This is a genomic window from Methanococcus vannielii SB, from assembly GCF_000017165.1.
GTDB lineage: Archaea > AGJL01 > Methanococci > Methanococcales > Methanococcaceae > Methanococcus > Methanococcus vannielii.
The window spans coordinates 561,066-580,942 of sequence record NC_009634.1 but is presented as its reverse complement, the minus strand read 5'-3'; the positions used below and the strand labels follow the sequence as shown (position 1 = coordinate 580,942).

The window sequence follows — 19,877 nt, the reverse complement described above, 5'->3', positions numbered from 1 at the left end:
TTTTAAATTATTTTAATTAATTATCTTTTATTCGATAATATATGTGTACAAACGGTTCCACCAGTTCCACCAACGTTTGTAGCGATTGCATATCCGTTTTTAATTGAAGACTGTCTATCTTTACATTCTTTATCCTGTTTTAATTGCCAGTATAATTCACCGACCTGCCTAATTCCTGTTGCACCCAATGCATGTCCTGCAGCTTTTAAACCTCCACTAGGGTTTACCGTAACAAAGCTTTCATTATCTATCCTAGTTTTTCCAGACTCAACAATTTTTCCAGCTTCCCCTTTCTTACAAAATCCTAAATCTTCAGTTAAAACCAAACCATTTATTGCAAAACAGTCATGAACTTCAGCAACATCGATTTTAGAAGCATCAATTCTTGCAATTTCATACGCTTTTTTTGAAGCAACTTTTGCAGCATTTAATGTGGTCATGTCTGGCCTATCGTGTAATGCAATAGTGTCGGAAGCCTGGGTTGAAGCTTTTACATAAATTATTTCATCTTTTGGAGCGTATTCTGTAGCTTTTTCTGCATTACATATAATTAAAGCTGAAGCACCGTCTGAAACTGGTGAACAGTGTAGTAGTGTTAGCGGGTCTGAAACTGGTGATGCATGTATTACTTGGTCAACAGTTACTTTTGACCTAAACTGTGCATATTTATTATGAACTGCATTTTCGTGTGCAATTGAACTCCAAGTTGAAAGCTGTTCTAATGTTAACCCATACTGAAACATGTACCTTCTAGCCATCATGGCATAAAGGGATGGAAAAGTTGCACCAACGAAAGCTTCCCATTCTTGATCCGATGCGGTTGCAATTGCAGATGTTGCATCCGGCACATCCGTCATTTTTTCAACACCGCCTACTAAAACGATATCGTGTGCACCGCTTGCAATTGATAAAAATGCACTTCTCAATGCTAAACTTCCAGAAGCACATGCAGCTTCTACTCTTGTACACGGTACAGGGTTTAATCCTGCATAATCTGCAATTAGTGATGCAGTATGCTCTTGGCCTACAAAAAGACCCCCACTCATTGTACCCACATACATTGCATCTATATCGTTTCCGTCAACATTTGCATCACTAATGGCTTTAGTTCCTGCTTCTACAATCAAGCTTCTAAATGATTCTTCCCAGAGTTCGCCAAATTTGGTTTGTCCATATCCTATAATTGCTACATCCTTCATATTATTCACCTGGTGAAGTTACATTCTAATTTTTCCCCTGTATTTTAAATAAACTGCATAATCGATGTATTTTTTCCTGCTTAACAATTCTTCAGTAGTTACTGCTTTGTTTATTACTTCAGAAATCCTATCTGTTACAGTGATATCAAAAGCATCGCTTCCTGCACCACTACCGTATGAAACAACAAATATGCGGTCACCTGTTTTTGAATGATCCAAAATATTTGAAAGTCCAAGTGGCACCGCACCTGAATATGTGTTTCCCAAGTATGGTGTTAATAATCCGTATCTATACTGATTTTCGTTAAAACCAAGTTGTTTTGCAGCACTTAAATAAAATTTTCCATTTGGCTGGTGAAATACGCAGTAATCATAATCTTTTGTAGTTGTATCCATTTTTTCCATCATTCCTTTTGCAGCACTTAAAACGTGCCTAAAGTATGCAGGTTCTCCAGTAAATCTTCCGCCATGTTTCGGGTAGTGTTCGTGTTCTCTTCTCCAAAAATCAGGAGTATCTGTAGTGTAAGAGTACGTACCATTAAATTTAGCTATTAATTCTTCTTTTTTTCCGCCAATAATATATGCAGCACCGCCTGCTGCTGCAGTATATTCAAGTGCATCTCCAGGAGCTCCTTGGGCAGTATCTACACCGACTGCCATTGCGTAGTCCATCATTCCACTACTTACTAGCCCCATACACATTTGAATTCCGGCAGTTCCTGCTTTACATGCAAATTCCAAATCTGCAGCAGTAACTTCTGGTGAAGTGCATACCGCTTCGGCAACAATTCCCGATGTTGGTTTTACCGCATAAGGGTGGCTTTCACTTCCAACATATACTGCACCAATGTTTTTTGGATTAATTCCTGAACGAGATAATGCTCTTCTTGCAGCCTGAACTGCAATTGTTGCAGAATCTTCATCTGGGCCAGGTACACTTTTTTCATTTACTACAAGTCCTTTTTTAATTGCTTCAGCATCTTTGCCCCATGCTTTTGCAATTTCTTCGGCTTTTATCCTGTATTTTGGAAGGTCACTCCCATATCCTACAATACCAACTTCTTTCATTAGCTCACCATTTTTTTGTTAATGAACATCAAATGCCAGTAACAATAAAACAAAATAACAAAATAAATCTATCTAATTTCCTTTAATCGCTTTAAAAGTTCGTCCGTAGTCAGTTCCGTAACTACAAGCATGATTCCTTCGATTTCAGCAAGCTTTACTGCAAGTTTATCAAGTTCGGAAACTCCATTAAAAATAACAACCCTTGGTTTGATATTACTTACCCTAATGGCAACCATCGGGCTCCTTCCTGCAGAAACTTCTGTAAAAACTAGTGCTCGTTCAGTAGTCCAGCCATAAAGGTTTAAAAAGTCTTGGCCGTTCATTTCTAAAATTGCTTTGACACTATCTACGACGGTATGCCCAAATATTTGGTAATTAGTGTTATTTTCACCACAAACAATTTTTCCATCGATAATTGAAATTAAATCTTTAATTCCTGTTGGATTTTGATACTCTTTTATCTGGAGAATTGCTTTCATTGAGGTAGGGTTTAAAACTTTATTTAATGCTTTTATTGTATGCCCGCCCCTTTCTTTATCAATTTCAAGGAGTGCATAAACATATTTTTTTACGATATTTACCCCGGGATTTTTTCTTCTACCGACTTCATAGTCGCTTATAACTGAAGGGGAAACATCTAGGTATCTTGCAGTTTCTATCTGTGGTATCCCAAACATTTCTCTCCATTTTTTCATCGCTTTTCCAATGTCATCGGATAAAACGATTTCTCCCATTATGTGTATCGCTATTCTTTCCATGGCCCAATATAATGCTTAATCATTATATAAATATTTCGATTTAAAATATAATCTTATTCGATATATGCCGAATAAATAAAATCTAATAAATAAAATATCTTTAAAAATTAGTTTTATTTAAAATTTTAAACTTTTAAAATTTTAAATTTGAATCTCTATCGGACTCTTCATATATCCCAAGAAGTCTAGCAAATTTTAAAACATCTGAATTTTCAATTTTCACGTTTTCGTGTGATTTTTTTAATATGTATGGATAACCTGAAACGGATATTTCTTTTAAATTCGAATAAAATGTTTCATCTAGCTTTTCAAAGGAAGTTGCACATAAAATTCCGCTGTTGTCTTCAAGTTTTACAAACTGGTAATATAAATTTTTAAGGTCAATTCCAAATTTTTTGAAGTAATCGACATTCTTATAAAAGTTTTTATTTACTTTTTCAGATATCAAGTCTACAGGAATGGAATATCCTGATTTTTTACACCTTGAAAATAATGCTAAATCAGGAATAAGTGCATTTTCAAAATAAATATTCATTTTAGAAGTTTTCGCAATTCCAACCATTTTTTTTTGATATTTTGTAATTTCAGATAATAGTATTAAATATTCAAGCTGTTCAAGTGCAATCTTCTGCTCTTCATTCAGGGAATTTTCAAATGAAATGTCTACTGCTGAACTTATGCATCCAGAGGTAATCTCTTCAAAGATTTTGGATCGTATAATACGAGAATATTCCTTATAATAATCAAAAATAGTTTCTTCAAGCTTTTTTCCATTGACTGTCATGTGATTATTAGTTTGGACTAAAAAAGAATATAGTGAACCGTCATAAAGGTAGTAATCTATTTCACTTTTTATTAAATTAGATAATGCAACCTTTAATTCCGTATTTAACATGTAACGGCTTAAACGATTTTGAACGTACTTATATGGAAGGATAATATCTCCATCAAATGCTGAAACAGACTTTTCAATAGTTCCGCCAACGCTTTGACAGTATGAAACAGCTCCAGTTAGGTATAAGCAGTAGTTAATATAGTCTATTTTATTAAAACTGCCATCTCCTCCAGAAAATTTCATGTCGGATTTATGGATAAATAGCGATTCAATCCAGTATTTGGAATGATCATGGTTAAAATTTATATTTTGAATTTTTGAAACTACTTTCTCCTTTTTCTGAATTAAGGTTGAAAAGTCCATTAAAACACCAAAATAGTATAATTTTAATAAAAAATTATAATATTATTCCATATCCGATTAATCTCCATCTTGACCCTATTTTTCTGCTAATTGCAACCCTATCGCCTGAATCAGCACATACTGGAAGTTTTAGTTTTATTTCTACCTTTTCTGCTTTTGCTGAAACGGTTACTCCAACTGTTGTTGATGTTCCAACGTTTAACATTAAGACTTCATTGGTTTTTAAAGGCTCTATTAAAAGTTCATCTTGAGAACCTACAACTCTTTCGAGTAGTTGTGGCCTAATAGTTATTTTTTCTAACGTTTCAGGAAGTGTTCCGGGAATTCCTGCTAAACTTCCACTCAATGCATCTGATTTCGTTAAATTAGGGTCTAATTCGGTTCCAACTCCAATTAATCCCCCTGGAAGTGCAGTTTTTAATTTTTTACTACCTGCACCAAGTGATATGATTTTTGTAATGATTGGAACCCATTTGGTTTTATTTCCTTCAACTACCTTACTACCCGGCCTTATCTCGATTTCATCGCCAACTTTTAAAATTCCTTGAATAATACTTCCGCCGATAACTCCGCCTTTTAAGTCTTTAATTTCTGAACCTGGCTTATTTACATCAAAACTCCTTGCAACATAGAGTCTTGGAGATACTGTTTCATCTCTTTTTGGAGTTGGAATAAACTCTTGAATTGCTTTTAAAAGCACGTCAAGGTTTGCCCCATGGTGGGCTGAAACTGGAATAATTGGTGCTTTTTCTGCAACGGTTCCTTTTGTAAACTTTTGGATCTGTTCATAGTTTTCAACAGCCTGTTCCTCAGTTACGAGGTCAATTTTATTCTGCACAATGAGTATATTTTTAACACCGAGTGCATCAAGTGCCATTAAATGCTCCTTTGTTTGAGGTTGTGGGCACTCTTCACTAGCAGCAATAACTAAAATTGCACCATCCATTAAAGATGCTCCTGAAAGCATTGTAGCCATCAGTGTTTCGTGTCCGGGAGCATCTACAAAGGATATTTTTCTTAAAGTTTCAACTTTCCCACTACAGCAGTCGCATTTTTTATCTACAGTATAACATTCAGGTTCGTTACAGCTTTCACACTTTTTTATTTCGCAGTCAGCATACCCAAGTCTTATTGAAATTCCTCTTTTTAACTCTTCACTATGGGTATCTGTCCAAACACCGGTTAATTTTCTAGTTAAACTCGTTTTTCCATGGTCTACGTGACCAACCATACCTATATTTACTTCAGATTGATTAGATGCCACCATAATTATCCCTCGCACAGTTTTATAACTTAAATCAATTTAACGGTAAATTGAAAATAATATCACCAAACAAAAACAGCGTTTTTGTAGATTTTGTAAAACTCAGATTTTACAAAAAAGATATAGTCACTCTATAACTAATACTTTATATAGATATATATAATCTACAAAAAAGAATATTGATTAAAAAGAAAAAAAGAAATTATTCGCCAATTGGAGTTTGCCCATATTCTAAAACTTTCGTATTTATCAATACGATGTCTTTTGAAATCGTATTTCCTCTTAAACTTTTTCTTCTTCTAATACCGCTTTCTTTTGGGTTGTATCCTGGCCCCTCTCTTAATAAGACTCTCATTTTCATAGCGCCGTGAATATCATGTCTCATTGCAAAACCACATTTGTCTGCTCCACCGGTAATTTTTAATTTATATCCTTCTAAACCAACGATTGAACCGTTTATTTCATCGCCAATTTTTTTACCTAATAGTTCGTTTCCGTCTATTTCATATTGGTATGATTTTCCCGCTTTAGGGTCAGCAACAACAACTTTAAATGCCATGATTTTACCTCTTTTTCTGATTCGTTTTTGTGTTTTAGTTAGTATTGAATACAAAAGCTACGTTATACAAAGTTTTTCAACTTACATAGCCGCAAAAAATCTCTAAAAATGTGTTTTTCAAAAGTTTCCTAGATTCCCGTCTCTTTCTTATTACTTACTTATTATTTTTATAGTTTTTGCATGGGTTTAGATTCGGCAATAATTGTAAAAATTAGGTTTTAAAATCTATATAATTTATTTGTACAATTATCTTTAAATTTAGTTGATGTTAAACATAATAAAAATAGTAAAACTAGTAAAAAACGTATTTAAAAATTATTTTATTTTAAGTTATAATCTTAGATAGTTTGCAGTTTCCCAGTCTGTAACTGCAGTTCTAAATGAATCCCATTCTGCGGTTTTAATTTCAAGGAAACTTTCATAGATGTGTTTTCCTAGAGCATCTTTCAATATTGTATTGGTTTCTAACTCTTCAAGTGCAGCTTTCAAACTTGCAGGTACTGATTCAATTCCTTCTGCTTTTTTCTGAGCCTCAGTCATTTTAAAGATGTTCTTTTCAACGGGTTCTGGTGCGCCGCCTTTTTTCTTAACTCCATCTAAACCTGCTGCAAGCATGACGGTAAATGCAAGATACGGGTTACATGATGGGTCTGGTGCTCTAAATTCAATTCGTGTTCCCTTTCCTCTTGGTGCAGGAACCCTTATAATTGCACTCCTGTTTGAATTTGCCCATGCAATGTTTGCAGGAGCTTCGTATCCTGGAACCATTCTTTTATATGAGTTTACTGTCGGATTTGTTACGGCAACTATTGACTTTGCATGTTCCAATATACCTCCAATGTAATCCATACAGATACCACTTAACTGGTACTTTGCATTTTCATCATAGAATGAAGGTTCATTATTTAACCAGATACTTTGGTGGCAGTGCATACCGCTTCCGTTAACCCCAAAGAATGGTTTTGGCATGAATGTAGCCATCAATCCGTTTTGTGATGCAATAGTTTTAATCGCAGTTTTAAATGTTATAACATTATCTGCTGTTTTAACTGCATCTGCAAATCTAAAATCAACTTCGTGCTGTCCAGCTGCTACTTCGTGGTGGCTTGCTTCTACGTGTAGACCCAAATCTTCAAGAGCACAAACTATTTTTTTTCTAATATCACATCCGGTATCGACCGGCTCTAAATCGAAATATCCCGCATTATCTGCTGGAACCCACGAACCACATGCGTCTTGCTTTAAAACAAAAAATTCTGGTTCGGGGCCTACGAAATATTGGCCGTTTAACTGTTCATCGAATTTATCAAGCATTTTTTTTAGGCATCCTCTAGGGTCTCCTTCAAAGGGCTTTCCATTTGGATAACATACGTCGCAGATAATTCTTGCAGCGGGTTTTTCAGCAGATCTCCACGGCAAAACAAACAATGTTGAAAGATCAGGTTTTAACATCATGTCTGATCCTTCAATTGATACAAAACCGTCAATTGAAGAACCGTCAAAGTATAATCCTTTACTCAATACATCGTATAATTCTTCATCGCCTGAATTTCCCTCTTTTACTGGAAATGCAATGTTTTTTGGGGTTCCGTGAATGTCTACAAATTGGAATCTGATAAATTTAACGTTTTTCTTTTTGATATACTCCACTGCCTGCTCAACGTTGCACATATATATTCCTCCAAAATCATCTTTATAGGAAATAGCTTTCCGCTTTTTCAATATATATAGTTTACGGTACATTCAATATATTTTAAATGGCGGTAATTTTTAATATTTGGATAGTTTGATATACTTTTCAGATAATTATGAAATTATTCGCAAATTCACGGTGATTTAGTGCTTATCGTTAAAAGGACATCGGAAGTAAAAGGTATTATAAATGCCCCTCCATCAAAGTCGTACACACATAGAGCAGTAATTTCTGCATCCCTTGCAAATGGGCTATCTATTTTAAAAAATCCATTAAACGGTGCAGACTGTTTATCTTCAGCACATGCATGTAGAATGCTTGGTGCAGAAATTACAAATGAGGTCGAAAAATGGACAATAATCGGGTCTAAATTAAAAGTTCCAGATAATATTATTGATATCGGGAACAGTGGAACTACTTTACGGATTATAACTGGAATTTCTTCCCAAATTCCTGATGGATATGCCGTAATTACAGGGGATGATTCAATTAGGAAAAGGCCAATGCAACCGCTACTTGATGCATTAAAACAGCTTGGAATAGAAAGTTTTTCAACAAGAAACAACGGAATTGCACCAATTATTGTGAAAGCAGGAAAAATTACAAGCAATTCTGTTAAAATACGGGGTGACATGAGTTCTCAATTTATAACCTCGCTCATGATGACATTACCATTTAGTGAAACGGATTCGGAAATTATTTTGACGACCCCTTTAAAATCTGAACCGTATTTAAACATTACAATAGACGTTTTAGATAAATTTGGGGTAAAAATTGAAAAAATAGTGGAAGAAAATAAAACCGGATATAAAATTAAAGGAAAACAAAGTTACCGTCCTTGTGAATATACTATTGAAGGTGATTATTCTTCTGCGTCATATTTAATTGCAACAGGGGTTTTATTAAATTCCGATATTGAAGTAAAGAATGTATTTAAGAATTCAAAGCAAGGCGACCGAGAAATAATAGAAATAGTTAAGAAAATGGGTGCAGACGTAGAAATAAACGAAAATAACGTTAAAATAAAAGGCCCTTATAATTTGAAAGGGATTGAAATAGATGTAACCAATATTCCCGATTTAGTCCCCACAATTGCAGTTTTAGGGTGTTTTGCCGAAGGAAAAACGGTAGTTTACAACGGTGAACACGTAAGACTTAAAGAATGCGATAGATTAAACGCATGTGCAGTTGAACTTTCAAAAATGGGTGCAGACATCGAAGAAAAACCCGATGGGCTTATAATTACTGGCACACATAAACTAACCGGTTCAAAACTTAAAACTCATGATGATCACAGGCTTGTAATGGCATTTACTATTGCAGGAATGCTTGCAGATGGAGAAACTGTAATTGAAGGTGAAGAATCGGTTAAAATATCGTTTCCCGATTTTGTAGATAAAATGAAATCAATTGGATGCAATATCGAAGTAATTTAGGGTATGAATTAATTAAATTTTTAGATTTTTAACTATTTAAAATATTAATTAACTTCTAAAGGTGGTTTTATGGATAAATTTGGGGAATTTTTAGAATATTTAAAAGAAAATGATATTAAAAAAGCAGTAATTACAAGAAAAGAGAATATAACTTATTTTTTAGAAAGATATCCACCTAATTTCTCTATACTTATTTTTGATAGCAACCATGATAAAGTGACTTTACAGGTGTCAAAACTCGATTTTGAAATGTCAAAAGACTATAAAAATAAAAATCTCGATATTGAACTTTACGAAAACTTTGAAAATACATTTAAAGGCTGTATCGGTTTAGAAGATACTTTACCGATTAAGTTTTTAAAATTTGTTGAAAAATATACGATAATTTCTAAAAAAATTGATGAAATGCGTGAAATAAAATCAAAAGCAGAAATTCAAAATATAAAAACTGCAGCGAAAATAAGCGACGAAGCAATTGAATTTGGGACCAATTATGCGTTTGAAAATGACTGCGTAACAGAAAATCAAGTTGCTGCAGAAATAGAGTATTTTATGAAAGAAAAGGGAAGCATTCGACCATCATTTGATACAATTGCTATATCTAATAAAAAAACGAGGCTTCCACACGGAATGCCGTCAAAAGATATTGTAAAAAACATTCTCCTAATGGATATCGGAGCACTTTACGAAGGCTACTGTTCAGATATCACTAGAACCGTAATTTTAAATGAAAATATTCAAAAATATTCTGAAGTATATGATGTTGTAAAGAGTGCAAAGTTAGAGGCCGAAAAAAATTTAAAAGCAGGAATTTCTGTAAAAGAGCTTGATTTAGTTGCAAGGGACCATATGGGCGAATTTAAGGAGTATTTTATACATTCTCTCGGCCACGGCGTAGGGGTTGAAGTTCACGAGAGTCCGACAATCTCTTCAAAAATAAAGGAGGATATTATTTTAAAAGAGGGAATGGTTATTACGATAGAACCTGGAATTTATACGGATGATTTTGGAGTTAGAATTGAGGATTTATATCTCGTAAAAAAGAACGGCTTTGAAAAATTGAGCAATGCAAAAATTTTAAAATATTAATCCGTTTTTAATTTTTTTAATACTACTTCTTTTTCTTCGAAGTTGTAAATTATTTTATCTTTTCTAAATCAAGTGGTTCATTTTTAGCTTTTGAAATAAGCTTCTTAAACACTTCTGATTCAGTATACAAGTTATGACCTCTTAAAAAGTAATTATTTATATCTTGTTCTCAATTATATAATAATATTTAATTTAAAACTTGTGAAAACCATGACTATCGATTTTCGAACAGAAACGACTTTTGGATATACAACTGGTGCATGTGCGGTTTCGGGTGCATATTCTGCACTCTATTTTTTAAAAAATAATAAAAAGTTGGATTTTGTAGAAATTTTAAATTTGAAAAATGAAACTTTAATAATTCCAATACAAAATATCGAAAGAAGCGAAAATACTGCTTTTGCAACAGTTAAAAAATTTTCCGGAAAAGACATCGATATTACAAACAACATGACAATTAATGTTGAAGTTACGCTTCAAAAATTGGATAATAATTCTAATTTAAAGTTAATCGAAATATTTGGCGGAAATGGCGTTGGCATCGTTACAAAACGAGGTCTGCAAATTGATGTGGGCGATTATGCAATAAATCCAAAACCAAGAGAAATGATTGAGAAAAACTTAATTTCACTTTTAAATGATGGTGAAAAGGCCGTTGTAAGAATATCTATTCCAAATGGGGATGAAATTTCTAAAAAAACGTTAAACCCGAAATTAGGAATAATTGGGGGAATTTCAATTCTTGGTACAACAGGAATTGTAAGGCCAATGTCTAATGATGCATATAAAGAATCCCTTTTACCTCAAATTGATATAGCAATACAAAATGGCTTTGAAAATTTAGTGTTTGTTCCGGGAAACATAGGTACAAAATACGCTAAATCGGTTTTAAATATTGAAGAAGACCAAATTATAGAAGTTTCAAATTTTTGGGGTTTTATGCTTGAAAAAGCAGGAGAAAAAGGCGTTAAAGATATAACTGTTTTTGGACACGCTGGGAAAATAGTAAAACTTGCAGGAGGTATTTTTGATACTCACTCAAAGGTATCCGATGCAAGAAATGAAATTTTATGTGCGTATACGTCAACTCTATGCAATAATCAAGAATTAATGAAAAAAATACTTCAATCAAATACTACTGAAGAAATAATAGAGATTTTGGCTGAGAAGGATATTTTAAATGAAGTCTTTAACCTTATTTCAAAAAGAGTTGTTGAAAGACTTTGTTTAAGATTTCCAAATATTAAATTTTCTTGTATTATTGTGGATATAAACGGAAAAATCCTTGGAAAATGCTTTTTAGGTGATCGATTTGATTAGGAAAGAGTATACTATTTTTGAGATAGGTATTTTTAAAAAAGAAGAAACTGAATCTTACTTGGAGATTTTTCCAGAGTTTTTTGACGGAACTGAAGGACTAACTAATAATTCAAAAATTTTAATTTTTTTGTGGTTTAATGGGTCAGATAATGAAGATAAAAGGCGTACATTACGCGTACACCCAAAAGGAAACCTAAAAAATCCTGTTAGAGGGGTTTTTTCAACAAGATCACCAGTTAGGCCTAACCCTATTGCACTATATACTGTAAATATCAATAAAATCGTGGAAAATAGGATCTATATTGAAGAAATTGACGCATTTTCAGAAACGCCGTTAATTGATATAAAAATCTATTCAAAAGAACTTGATTTATAGGGATATTATGAAATCGATTGGAAAAATTGCGATTAATATCTTAATAATTTTAACTTTAATTTTTGCGAGCTGTATTTCTTTTAACAATGAAGTAAGTTCAAAAGAATTTATAAATTCAAGAGAACACTTTTCAGGGGTCGTTATAAGGGTTGTTGATGGGGATACCGTTTATGTGCGGTCAGATAATGTAGATTACAATATAAGGCTTTTAGGAGTAGATACTCCTGAAACGTACCAGAAAAATAATCCTAAAGAATATTATATTGATTATAATTCGCCAATATCTGATTTGGATTATTTAAAACTGTGGGGATATAAAGTAACAAATTATACTAGGGATAATATTGAAAATAAGAATGTAATAGTGGTATTTGATAGAAACAGCCCCAAAATAGATAGGTACGGGCGGCACCTTGCATACATATATGTTGACAATGAAAACTTTAATCAAAATCTTATAAAACATGGATTTGCAAGGGTTTATGTTAGTGATTTTGAATTAAAAGAAAAATTTTTAGAAGACGAAAAAAATGCAAAAAATAAGCGGATAGGATTATGGGCATATAAAAACAACTAAATCCCTTTAAAGTTAATTTTTAAACTGTATCGATTTAAAAATAAAATAAAAAGAAAAAAATTCTGGTGAAAAAAATGCTAAAATATGACATTAATTCAAAAAGAAAAATACTGCCACTAATTATTCTTTCAACTGCTTTTTGTAGTATTTTATTTATTATTCGGTAACTTAATTTAATTTCCCCCTATCTTCTGAGATAATTTAAAGAATTCAAAAAATTTAAAATAAAAAATTAAAGTAAATGATTTGGCACTATATCTTTTGATATTAAGTCAGCAAGAGTTTCCCTTTCCCTAATTATTGAAACTTCCTTTTCACTTGTTAAAACCATTGCGGGTTTTCCTCTTGAGTTATAATTATTCGCCATACTAATTCCGTAAGCTCCAACGTCTAAAATTGCAATGGTGTCATTTACTTCAATTTTTGAAAGTTCCCTATCTTTTCCAAATACATCTGAACTTTCACATAATCCTCCTGCAATACTTACAACTTCCTTTTCACTTCTTAATGTACAGGAAGTAATTTCGTGGTATGCCTCATAAATTGCAGGCCTCATCATGTCATTCATTCCTGCATCAATCATTATCCATTTTGCAACAGGGGTATCTTTTATATGTTTTACCGTTCCAAGTAAAACTCCTGAAGTTGCAACTATGCTTCTTCCAGGTTCTAAAATAAGGTTTGGAAGTTCAATTTTACTTTCGTACTCGTAAATTACACTAAGAATTGCTTTTGCAAGGTCTTTTTGGACAGGAATTACTTTTTGTTTGTCGTATGGAATTCCAAGTCCTCCACCAAGATTTACATCGTTAATGTTAATTCCTTCATTTTTAAGCAAAACTACAAAATCCATTATTTTCCTTGTTTCTTCAACAAATGGGCTAATTTCAGTTAATTGGGAGCCTATATGGCAGTGAATACCTACAATTTTAACGTTTTCCATTTTTTCTGCCATTTTAATTGTTTGAAGTGCAATCCCGCTTTCAATATCCAGTCCAAACTTGTTCTTTTTCATTCCAGTTGAAATTTTAGGATGTGTTTTTGGGTCAACATTTGGATTTACTCTAAAAGCAACGTTTGCAATTTTTCCCATTTCTTTTGCAGTTTCGTTGATTAAAATAAGGTCGCTTATACTATCAACATTAAATGCCCTTATTTTTGTCTCAATTCCCATTTTAATTTCTTCTTTTAATTTACAGTTTCCGTTAAATACAATTTTTTCAGAAGGAACATTTGAAATTTTTGCAATATATAATTCCCCAGCACTTACAATGTCTGCACCGCATCCAAGTTTTGAAAGAAGTTTTGTTAAAGCAAGGTTTGTGTTTGCTTTGTATGCGAATGAAAATATGGTTTCTTTTCCGGTTTTTTCAGAGTATTCCTTAAATGATTCAACGTATCTTTCGAAGTTTTTAACAGTCTGGGTTTCACTCATCACATAAAGCGGAGTTTCATACATTTTGGCAAGTTCGCCTGCATCATGCCCATCAATTTTTAATTTTCCGTCCTTAACGGTTAACATTTCGTTCCCCAAAAATTCCATAGTTTCACCATAAGTAGTTTTTTCACCATAAGCACTAATATTATTTAAATTTATTGATGAATGAATATTACTTGGATAAATTTAATTATTAAGTTATGGATACGTTAAACTTATTTTATATTTCTAAAAGATTCCGGAATTTTCTTATTTTGCGGGATTTTATGATGGAATTCACGCCCTAATTCAAATATTTTAAGGCATCTATCACCAAATCTTTCAACATCCTTTAAAAACATTCCAAATTGGATAAATTGGTTAATATTTTCTGATTTTTTAACACGTTCTGATTTAAGCTTTTCAAGAATTATGTCGAGCTTTTCATGTAATTTTAATTCCAATTCATAAATTTCAGTATTTATTTTTTGATGTTTTACCATATCCATTGCATAATTAAACATTTTAACTATAATTTCATGAAGTTCAAAAATTTCTAAATATATTAAAGGCTCCACTAAAAGCCCGTTTACTACTTCTTCTGCGATATTTGAAAGATAATCCCCACAACGTTCAATATTTGCAGCAATATTTGACACTTGCATTAAGCTATCCATATCAAGATGTTTTGAAGCATTCATTCTTAAAACGATATTTACCTCATCTTCCATTCGATTTAGTGCATAATCTTCAAGAATTACGTTCTTTGCAGAATCGATATCCTGCTTTTTTAAAGCTTCAAATACTTTTTCGGCATTATATATAACGTTTGTACCCATTTTATCGAAAGTATCTGAAATTTCTTTAAAAAATTTATCGGTCTCTAAATATTCTTCAAAATTTTTAAGCTTTTCAAGATTTACTACATAAGGATGTCTTATTGCCCCTTCATCTACAAGAGGTTTTAAAAGCTTTGCAACGTATCTTCTACTAACGTTTAGCTTTTCTGCAATATCGTCCTGAGTTTCGGGTTCTTCTTCCATAATTATTGTAATTATTGCAGCGAGAGTTGCTTCTTTTCCCCTTAGCATCATATCACATTTTGTATATTAAATATCATATTATTAGAATAATAGTTCGTTAAAAAAGAATATATTTCTCCAAGTATATAAACAATTTTAAAACACGATTTATTAATTTAAAACTTGAATTTAGCATATTTTAAAACTTAATTAGATTTAAAAATTACTTAAACTATACTTTACTTAAACTATATTTTATACGTAAGTTTTTAAAACTTCTGCCTTTAGTTCTTCAATTATCATTTTCCGGTATTTTATAAATTCTCCGCTAGTCCTTTTTCTTGGCCTATCTAACTCTATGTCAATAATTTTTTTTATTTTCCCAGGTCTTGCAGTCATTATAATAACCTTATCCGATAAATAAACCGCTTCATCGACACTATGAGTTACAAAAATAATCGTCTTTTTTTCGTTTTCCCATATTTTCAAAAGATGATCTTGAAGCATAGTTCTTGTCTGCGTATCTAATGCTCCAAAAGGTTCATCCATCAATACAACCTTAGGATCGTTTGCAATGGTTCTTGCAATTGCAACACGTTGCTGCATTCCGCCACTTAATTCATAAGGGTAAGACTCGGAAAATTCATCTAATCCTACCATTTTTAGAAATTTTTTCGCAATTTCAGTTCTTTCTTTTTTAGAGATTTGTTTAATTTCAAGCCCGAACGTTACATTTTGAAGAACGGTTTTCCAAGGGAGGAGGGTGTATTGCTGAAATACCATACCCCTATCTGCATCGGGACCCAAAACTTTTTCCCCATCAAGGTAAATCCCGCCAGAACTGGGGGCTTCAAGCCCTGCAATCATTCTTAAAACTGTTGATTTGCCGCAACCACTTGGGCCAACTAGTGATATAAATTCGTTCTTTTTTACCGTTAAATTTACGTTATCAACTGCAAGAATCTCTTTTTTATCATTTCCAAACTTTTTAACTACATTTTTTAATTCTAAAACTGACATGATTTATCCGTCCAATAATCATTTTATCATTTTTTTCCAGCTAAAGTATCTTTTTTCGATAAATCTTAATCCTTTATCAAATAATATTCCAATTATTCCAATTACAATCATTGATGCTACTACAACATCCATTCTACTTAGTAAATATGCATACATTATTAAATATCCAAGTCCAGCATCACTTCCAGGAAGCATTTCTGCTGCAACGACACACATCCATGCAATACCTACTCCAACTCGTAAACCAGTTAAAATATCCGGAGAAGACGCTGGAATTACCACACTTTTTAAAATATGTTTAGTGGTTCCTCCAAGCGTTTTTGCAGCTTCAATCATTATTAATGGAACGCTTCTAACGCCAGAAATGGTATTTAATAGAATTGGAAAAAATGCGCCTATAAAAATTATAAAGTGCATTGAAGATTCGCCTATTCCAAACCATGCTAGTGCCAATGGAACCCATGCTAGTGGGGGAATTGGCCTTAAAAGTTCTATTGGGGTGTCAATTAATTCATTTACAATTGAATAATACCCCATTAAAATTCCAAGAGGAATTGCAACCATTGCTGCAATAAAAAACCCGATTAAAACTCTTTTAATACTTATAATCGTATTTTCAACTAAATTTCCAGTTCCAAGTAGCCCAACGCCAGGGTTTAATAATATATTTACAACACTTTCAACTTTGGGCAGTATTACTTGATTATTTAAGTAAATTGCAAGAAATTCCCATGCCAAAATTCCTAAAAGTGGTATTGCAAGGTTTTTTAATATTTTCATTAAATTCACCAAATGAAATCCGGTATTTCAACCGCAAATTTATGTAGTGCATATATTATGGGGAATAAATAAAAATGCTTGAAAAGCTTGCAGCATTTAAACATTTTAATACGATTTAGCCCAATAAACTCTTTTAAAAATATACCTATCTTTTAAGTATTTAAAACTAAAACATTTAACGCAAAAAATGTTTACTTATTCGAATAAAATTAGTACTTCATTTTCGATTACGAAAAAAACTTAAAAATTATAATTTAATTTTAATTGTATAAAAAGAAAAAGAAATAGTTATGAAGTATGGTAACTATGAATTATGAAAGAAGTGCAATTATAAACATTGATTCTGCTTTATCAAGTTCTATTAGCGAATTTCCTTCGATAATATATGTATTATTATATTTTTCAATTGTTGCAGGATTTTCAGTTCTTTGAAAATCAATTACAATTGTTTTATTGCTATTTTTAACTTTATCCACATGTTCGTTATTCAAAAAGGTAGATTCAATACTTCCATCTTTATAAAATATATCCGCATAAGTTCCATTTTCAGTTAAATCTCCAGGAACAATTATAACATGAGGGTTAAAGTAACTGTTTGCCCATATTAATTTCAATTTTAAATCTGCAACGCTAACGCCTCCTTCTGCCGCAGGGAGCGACCTATCGTATTCAATATATATTATTTCATGATTTTCACTATAATACGTACTTTTTATTTCATTTTTATCCGTATTTTTAAATAATGTAGTAAATGAATCGTTAATTTTTGCTCTTAATTCTATTGGAACCTTGTTTTCGCCAACAGTTACCATAAATACAGTACTGTCGCTGTACTCAAATAAATCGTTACTATTTTTTTCAGTACAAAGGCAAAAACTACTCAATAGAATAATTGAAAGAATTAAACTTATTTTTTTCATGTTTTCACCAAATAAATAATACTATTTTAAATAAGTTTTTATTATTATATATATCGAATTTGTTCGGAAAAAAAGTGCAACATGTTTTTAATATTTAAAAAAAGCTGAAATTAAAATTTTTATAACTCTTTAAAAATGCTTTTAATATAAAAAATAACCCCAATATATTTTTAAAATGTTAAAAAAAGAATATATGTTAATTATGTACAACTTCAGGTTTGGCTTTTGAATGGTACCATCCAGCAATTAATGCAATGGATATCAAGAGTATTGCAGCAACCGTAAGTGACAAATTAAGCCCAGTCAATGAACTTTCCTGTTGAAGTAATGCAGACTGTTCGCCTGATCCATCATCAGCTGTTGAGATTTCCGAAACACTTGTTTTAGGCGTGGTTTCTGAGTCTGAAGGTTCAACTGCACTACCTGATGTGCTGGTTTTTGTTGAAGTTTCCATATTTGAGCCGGTTTTAGTGCTAGATGTACTAACTGTTGATGTAGTTCCAGATACAGTAGAACTGCCAGTATTTCCTCCACCAGTATTTCCTCCGCTAGAGCCACCGCCGGTATTTCCTCCGCTAGAACCGCCATTTCCAGTATCTGACGATTCTGTTGATGTCGTGAATGTAATAATTATGTAATGTTGCCCTTCAACGTATGGAAGTTTATTTGTATATGTATTATCCCCTACTTTTGCAGTAAAGCCATTATATGTTTTACCATCTGATTCAAGCGAGAATTTAACTTCATTAGTTTTTCCAACGTATCCCGTTGCAATTAATTTATCATCAAGTGGGCCAGGGCCTCCAAATGCTCCAGTTTTAAGTTCAATTGAGTCTTGAAGCACCCCATCAACGTAAACGTTTAATGTACTTGACGGTAACGATGTGCCTAAATATGCTATACCGTAGAATATATTTGGATTAAGTGGCATTCCAGAATTATTAGTCCCATTTATTGGATTAGTTCCTGAATTATCGCCATTTCCAGTATTTTCCGAATTTGAGAATTTTAATTCGATAAGGCATACTGTTGCTTCAACGTATGGAAGTTTATTTGTATATGTATTATCCCCTACTTTTGCAGTAAAGCCATTATATGTTTTACCATCTGATTCAAGCGAGAATTTAACTTCATTAGTTTTTCCAACGTATCCCGTTGCAATTAATTTATCTGCGAGTACGCAAGAATTTCCAAATGCCCCATTTTGGACTACGATTGAGTCTTGAAGCACCCCATCAACATAAACTTTTAGTGTTCCAAAAGCATTTGAGTCTCCTAATTTAGCAGTACCGTAGAATATATTTGGATTAAGTGGCATTCCAGAATTATTAGTCCCATTTATTGGATTAGTTCCTGAATTATCGCCATTTCCAGTATTTTCCGAATTTGAGAATTTTAATTCGATAAGGCATACTGTTGCTTCAACGTATGGAAGTTTATTTGTATATGTATTATCCCCTACTTTTGCAGTAAAGCCATTATATGTTTTACCATCTGATTCAAGCGAGAATTTAACTTCATTAGTTTTTCCAACGTATCCCGTTGCAATTAATTTAGTATTGAGTGGCCCAGGGCCTCCAAATGCCCCATTTTGGACTACGATTGAGTCTTGAAGCACCCCATCAACATAAACTTTTAGTGTTCCAAAAGCATTTGAGTCTCCTAATTTAGCAGTACCGTAGAATAATTCAGGATTTAATGGCATTGATTGTTCACTACTTCCTGGATCACTACTTCCTGGATCACTACTTCCTGGATCACTACTTCCCGTACCATTAAATTTTAATACGATTTCGGTGTTTACTCCGGACTGAAAGTCAATATCCGAAACATATTTACTAGAACTTACAAGATATATCGTGTAAGCTGAATTTATTGTATATCCGCTAGATTGAAATGAAAAAGTGATTTTATCTCCTGATTTTCCACTAGCAGTTAATTTTTTATCTAATATTCCTTTACCAAATACACCATTAGTAACTACAACATGGTCTTCTTCTACACCATTTATGAGTAGTTTTAACGTTCCAGATGCAGGAAGATCATTTAAATATACTCCACCGTAAAAATTTTGAGGCAATTGTGGAATTCCTCCTGTGGCGGATGCCATACTCATGCTGGAAACAAGTGCAACTACCAATAATAAAGTAAATAGCTTTTTCATGTAAATCACACCCCCTA

Annotated in this window: 18 protein-coding genes; 5 read left to right on the top strand and 13 right to left on the bottom strand. The window is 32.6% G+C overall.

Features of this window, described 5'->3' with window-relative positions; translation table 11 throughout:
- Positions 1 to 20: 20 nt before the first annotated feature.
- The 7 genes from MEVAN_RS02685 to glnA form a co-directional block, all read right to left on the bottom strand.
- The gene (locus MEVAN_RS02685; RefSeq protein ID WP_011972337.1) at positions 21 to 1,199 is read right to left on the bottom strand and encodes a thiolase domain-containing protein; all 1,179 of its coding nucleotides are present in this window, start codon (positions 1,197 to 1,199) and stop codon (positions 21 to 23) included.
- Between the two features lie 18 nt (positions 1,200 to 1,217).
- Positions 1,218 to 2,267 (bottom strand): hydroxymethylglutaryl-CoA synthase, encoded by a 1,050-nt coding sequence (locus MEVAN_RS02680; protein WP_011972336.1) that lies wholly within the window; start codon positions 2,265 to 2,267, stop codon positions 1,218 to 1,220.
- A gap of 68 nt (positions 2,268 to 2,335) precedes the next feature.
- Entirely contained in the window at positions 2,336 to 3,025 is a 690-nt protein-coding gene (locus MEVAN_RS02675) for a helix-turn-helix domain-containing protein (protein WP_011972335.1), read from the bottom strand.
- 133 nt (positions 3,026 to 3,158) lie between these two features.
- A complete protein-coding gene (locus MEVAN_RS02670) occupies positions 3,159 to 4,223 on the bottom strand; it encodes a DNA double-strand break repair nuclease NurA (RefSeq protein ID WP_011972334.1) in 1,065 nt (354 codons plus the stop codon).
- Between the two features lie 34 nt (positions 4,224 to 4,257).
- The gene (locus MEVAN_RS02665) at positions 4,258 to 5,490 is read right to left on the bottom strand and encodes a translation initiation factor IF-2 subunit gamma (protein ID WP_011972333.1); all 1,233 of its coding nucleotides are present in this window, start codon (positions 5,488 to 5,490) and stop codon (positions 4,258 to 4,260) included.
- Between the two features lie 199 nt (positions 5,491 to 5,689).
- Entirely contained in the window at positions 5,690 to 6,046 is a 357-nt protein-coding gene (locus tag MEVAN_RS02660; RefSeq protein WP_011972332.1) for a 30S ribosomal protein S6e, read from the bottom strand.
- 330 nt (positions 6,047 to 6,376) lie between these two features.
- A complete protein-coding gene (gene glnA, locus MEVAN_RS02655; protein ID WP_011972331.1) occupies positions 6,377 to 7,717 on the bottom strand; it encodes a type I glutamate--ammonia ligase in 1,341 nt (446 codons plus the stop codon).
- Between the two features lie 168 nt (positions 7,718 to 7,885).
- On the opposite strand from glnA, the gene aroA reads away from it, so the two are divergent.
- The 5 genes from aroA (at position 7,886) to ecnA (ending at position 12,537) form a co-directional block, all read left to right on the top strand.
- Positions 7,886 to 9,175: a 3-phosphoshikimate 1-carboxyvinyltransferase gene (gene aroA / locus MEVAN_RS02650; RefSeq protein WP_011972330.1), complete on the top strand. Its 1,290-nt coding sequence runs from the start codon at positions 7,886 to 7,888 to the stop codon at positions 9,173 to 9,175.
- A gap of 69 nt (positions 9,176 to 9,244) precedes the next feature.
- A complete protein-coding gene (locus MEVAN_RS02645; protein ID WP_011972329.1) occupies positions 9,245 to 10,264 on the top strand; it encodes a M24 family metallopeptidase in 1,020 nt (339 codons plus the stop codon).
- 210 nt (positions 10,265 to 10,474) lie between these two features.
- Complete coding sequence (gene cbiD, locus MEVAN_RS02640; RefSeq protein WP_011972328.1) at positions 10,475 to 11,584, top strand: cobalt-precorrin-5B (C(1))-methyltransferase CbiD; 1,110 nt, start codon at positions 10,475 to 10,477, stop codon at positions 11,582 to 11,584.
- Positions 11,577 to 11,960 carry a tRNA (N6-threonylcarbamoyladenosine(37)-N6)-methyltransferase TrmO gene (tsaA, locus tag MEVAN_RS02635; protein ID WP_011972327.1) on the top strand — a complete coding sequence of 128 codons (384 nt, stop codon included), beginning with the start codon at positions 11,577 to 11,579 and terminating at the stop codon, positions 11,958 to 11,960. Before cbiD ends, tsaA begins: the two co-directional genes overlap by 8 nt.
- Positions 11,961 to 11,967: 7 nt before the next feature.
- Complete coding sequence (ecnA, locus tag MEVAN_RS02630; protein WP_011972326.1) at positions 11,968 to 12,537, top strand: calcium-activated nuclease EcnA; 570 nt, start codon at positions 11,968 to 11,970, stop codon at positions 12,535 to 12,537.
- Between the two features lie 232 nt (positions 12,538 to 12,769).
- On the opposite strand, the gene lysA is transcribed toward ecnA, so the two are convergent.
- The 6 genes from lysA to MEVAN_RS02600 all read right to left on the bottom strand — a co-directional run bounded on the left by lysA (position 12,770) and on the right by MEVAN_RS02600 (position 19,860).
- Entirely contained in the window at positions 12,770 to 14,080 is a 1,311-nt protein-coding gene (lysA, locus tag MEVAN_RS02625; RefSeq protein ID WP_011972325.1) for a diaminopimelate decarboxylase, read from the bottom strand.
- A 110-nt stretch (positions 14,081 to 14,190) separates the two neighbouring features.
- Positions 14,191 to 15,045: a phosphate signaling complex PhoU family protein gene (locus tag MEVAN_RS02620; protein ID WP_011972324.1), complete on the bottom strand. Its 855-nt coding sequence runs from the start codon at positions 15,043 to 15,045 to the stop codon at positions 14,191 to 14,193.
- Between the two features lie 186 nt (positions 15,046 to 15,231).
- The gene (locus MEVAN_RS02615; RefSeq protein ID WP_011972323.1) at positions 15,232 to 15,996 is read right to left on the bottom strand and encodes an ABC transporter ATP-binding protein; all 765 of its coding nucleotides are present in this window, start codon (positions 15,994 to 15,996) and stop codon (positions 15,232 to 15,234) included.
- An 18-nt stretch (positions 15,997 to 16,014) separates the two neighbouring features.
- Complete coding sequence (locus MEVAN_RS02610) at positions 16,015 to 16,776, bottom strand: ABC transporter permease (protein WP_011972322.1); 762 nt, start codon at positions 16,774 to 16,776, stop codon at positions 16,015 to 16,017.
- Positions 16,777 to 17,087: 311 nt separating this feature from the next.
- Entirely contained in the window at positions 17,088 to 17,696 is a 609-nt protein-coding gene (locus tag MEVAN_RS02605) for a hypothetical protein (RefSeq protein WP_011972321.1), read from the bottom strand.
- A 196-nt stretch (positions 17,697 to 17,892) separates the two neighbouring features.
- The gene (locus tag MEVAN_RS02600) at positions 17,893 to 19,860 is read right to left on the bottom strand and encodes a hypothetical protein (protein ID WP_011972320.1); all 1,968 of its coding nucleotides are present in this window, start codon (positions 19,858 to 19,860) and stop codon (positions 17,893 to 17,895) included.
- Positions 19,861 to 19,877 lie beyond the last annotated feature (17 nt).

What these genes read in the sequence shown, in the direction of transcription:
- MEVAN_RS02615 (WP_011972323.1), bottom strand. Translation starts at nt 15,996, where the DNA reads ATGTCAGTTTTAGAATTAAAAAATGTAGTTAAAAAGTTTGGAAATGAT.
- MEVAN_RS02605 (WP_011972321.1), bottom strand. Translation starts at nt 17,696, where the DNA reads ATGAAAAAAATAAGTTTAATTCTTTCAATTATTCTATTGAGTAGTTTT.
- MEVAN_RS02610 (WP_011972322.1), bottom strand. Translation starts at nt 16,776, where the DNA reads ATGAAAATATTAAAAAACCTTGCAATACCACTTTTAGGAATTTTGGCA.
- MEVAN_RS02660 (WP_011972332.1), bottom strand. Translation starts at nt 6,046, where the DNA reads ATGGCATTTAAAGTTGTTGTTGCTGACCCTAAAGCGGGAAAATCATAC.
- cbiD (WP_011972328.1), top strand. Translation starts at nt 10,475, where the DNA reads ATGACTATCGATTTTCGAACAGAAACGACTTTTGGATATACAACTGGT.
- MEVAN_RS02670 (WP_011972334.1), bottom strand. Translation starts at nt 4,223, where the DNA reads ATGGACTTTTCAACCTTAATTCAGAAAAAGGAGAAAGTAGTTTCAAAA.
- MEVAN_RS02680 (WP_011972336.1), bottom strand. Translation starts at nt 2,267, where the DNA reads ATGAAAGAAGTTGGTATTGTAGGATATGGGAGTGACCTTCCAAAATAC.
- MEVAN_RS02600 (WP_011972320.1), bottom strand. Translation starts at nt 19,860, where the DNA reads ATGAAAAAGCTATTTACTTTATTATTGGTAGTTGCACTTGTTTCCAGC.
- MEVAN_RS02675 (WP_011972335.1), bottom strand. Translation starts at nt 3,025, where the DNA reads ATGGAAAGAATAGCGATACACATAATGGGAGAAATCGTTTTATCCGAT.
- ecnA (WP_011972326.1), top strand. Translation starts at nt 11,968, where the DNA reads ATGAAATCGATTGGAAAAATTGCGATTAATATCTTAATAATTTTAACT.
- glnA (WP_011972331.1), bottom strand. Translation starts at nt 7,717, where the DNA reads ATGTGCAACGTTGAGCAGGCAGTGGAGTATATCAAAAAGAAAAACGTT.
- MEVAN_RS02645 (WP_011972329.1), top strand. Translation starts at nt 9,245, where the DNA reads ATGGATAAATTTGGGGAATTTTTAGAATATTTAAAAGAAAATGATATT.
- lysA (WP_011972325.1), bottom strand. Translation starts at nt 14,080, where the DNA reads ATGGAATTTTTGGGGAACGAAATGTTAACCGTTAAGGACGGAAAATTA.
- MEVAN_RS02620 (WP_011972324.1), bottom strand. Translation starts at nt 15,045, where the DNA reads ATGCTAAGGGGAAAAGAAGCAACTCTCGCTGCAATAATTACAATAATT.
- MEVAN_RS02665 (WP_011972333.1), bottom strand. Translation starts at nt 5,490, where the DNA reads ATGGTGGCATCTAATCAATCTGAAGTAAATATAGGTATGGTTGGTCAC.
- MEVAN_RS02685 (WP_011972337.1), bottom strand. Translation starts at nt 1,199, where the DNA reads ATGAAGGATGTAGCAATTATAGGATATGGACAAACCAAATTTGGCGAA.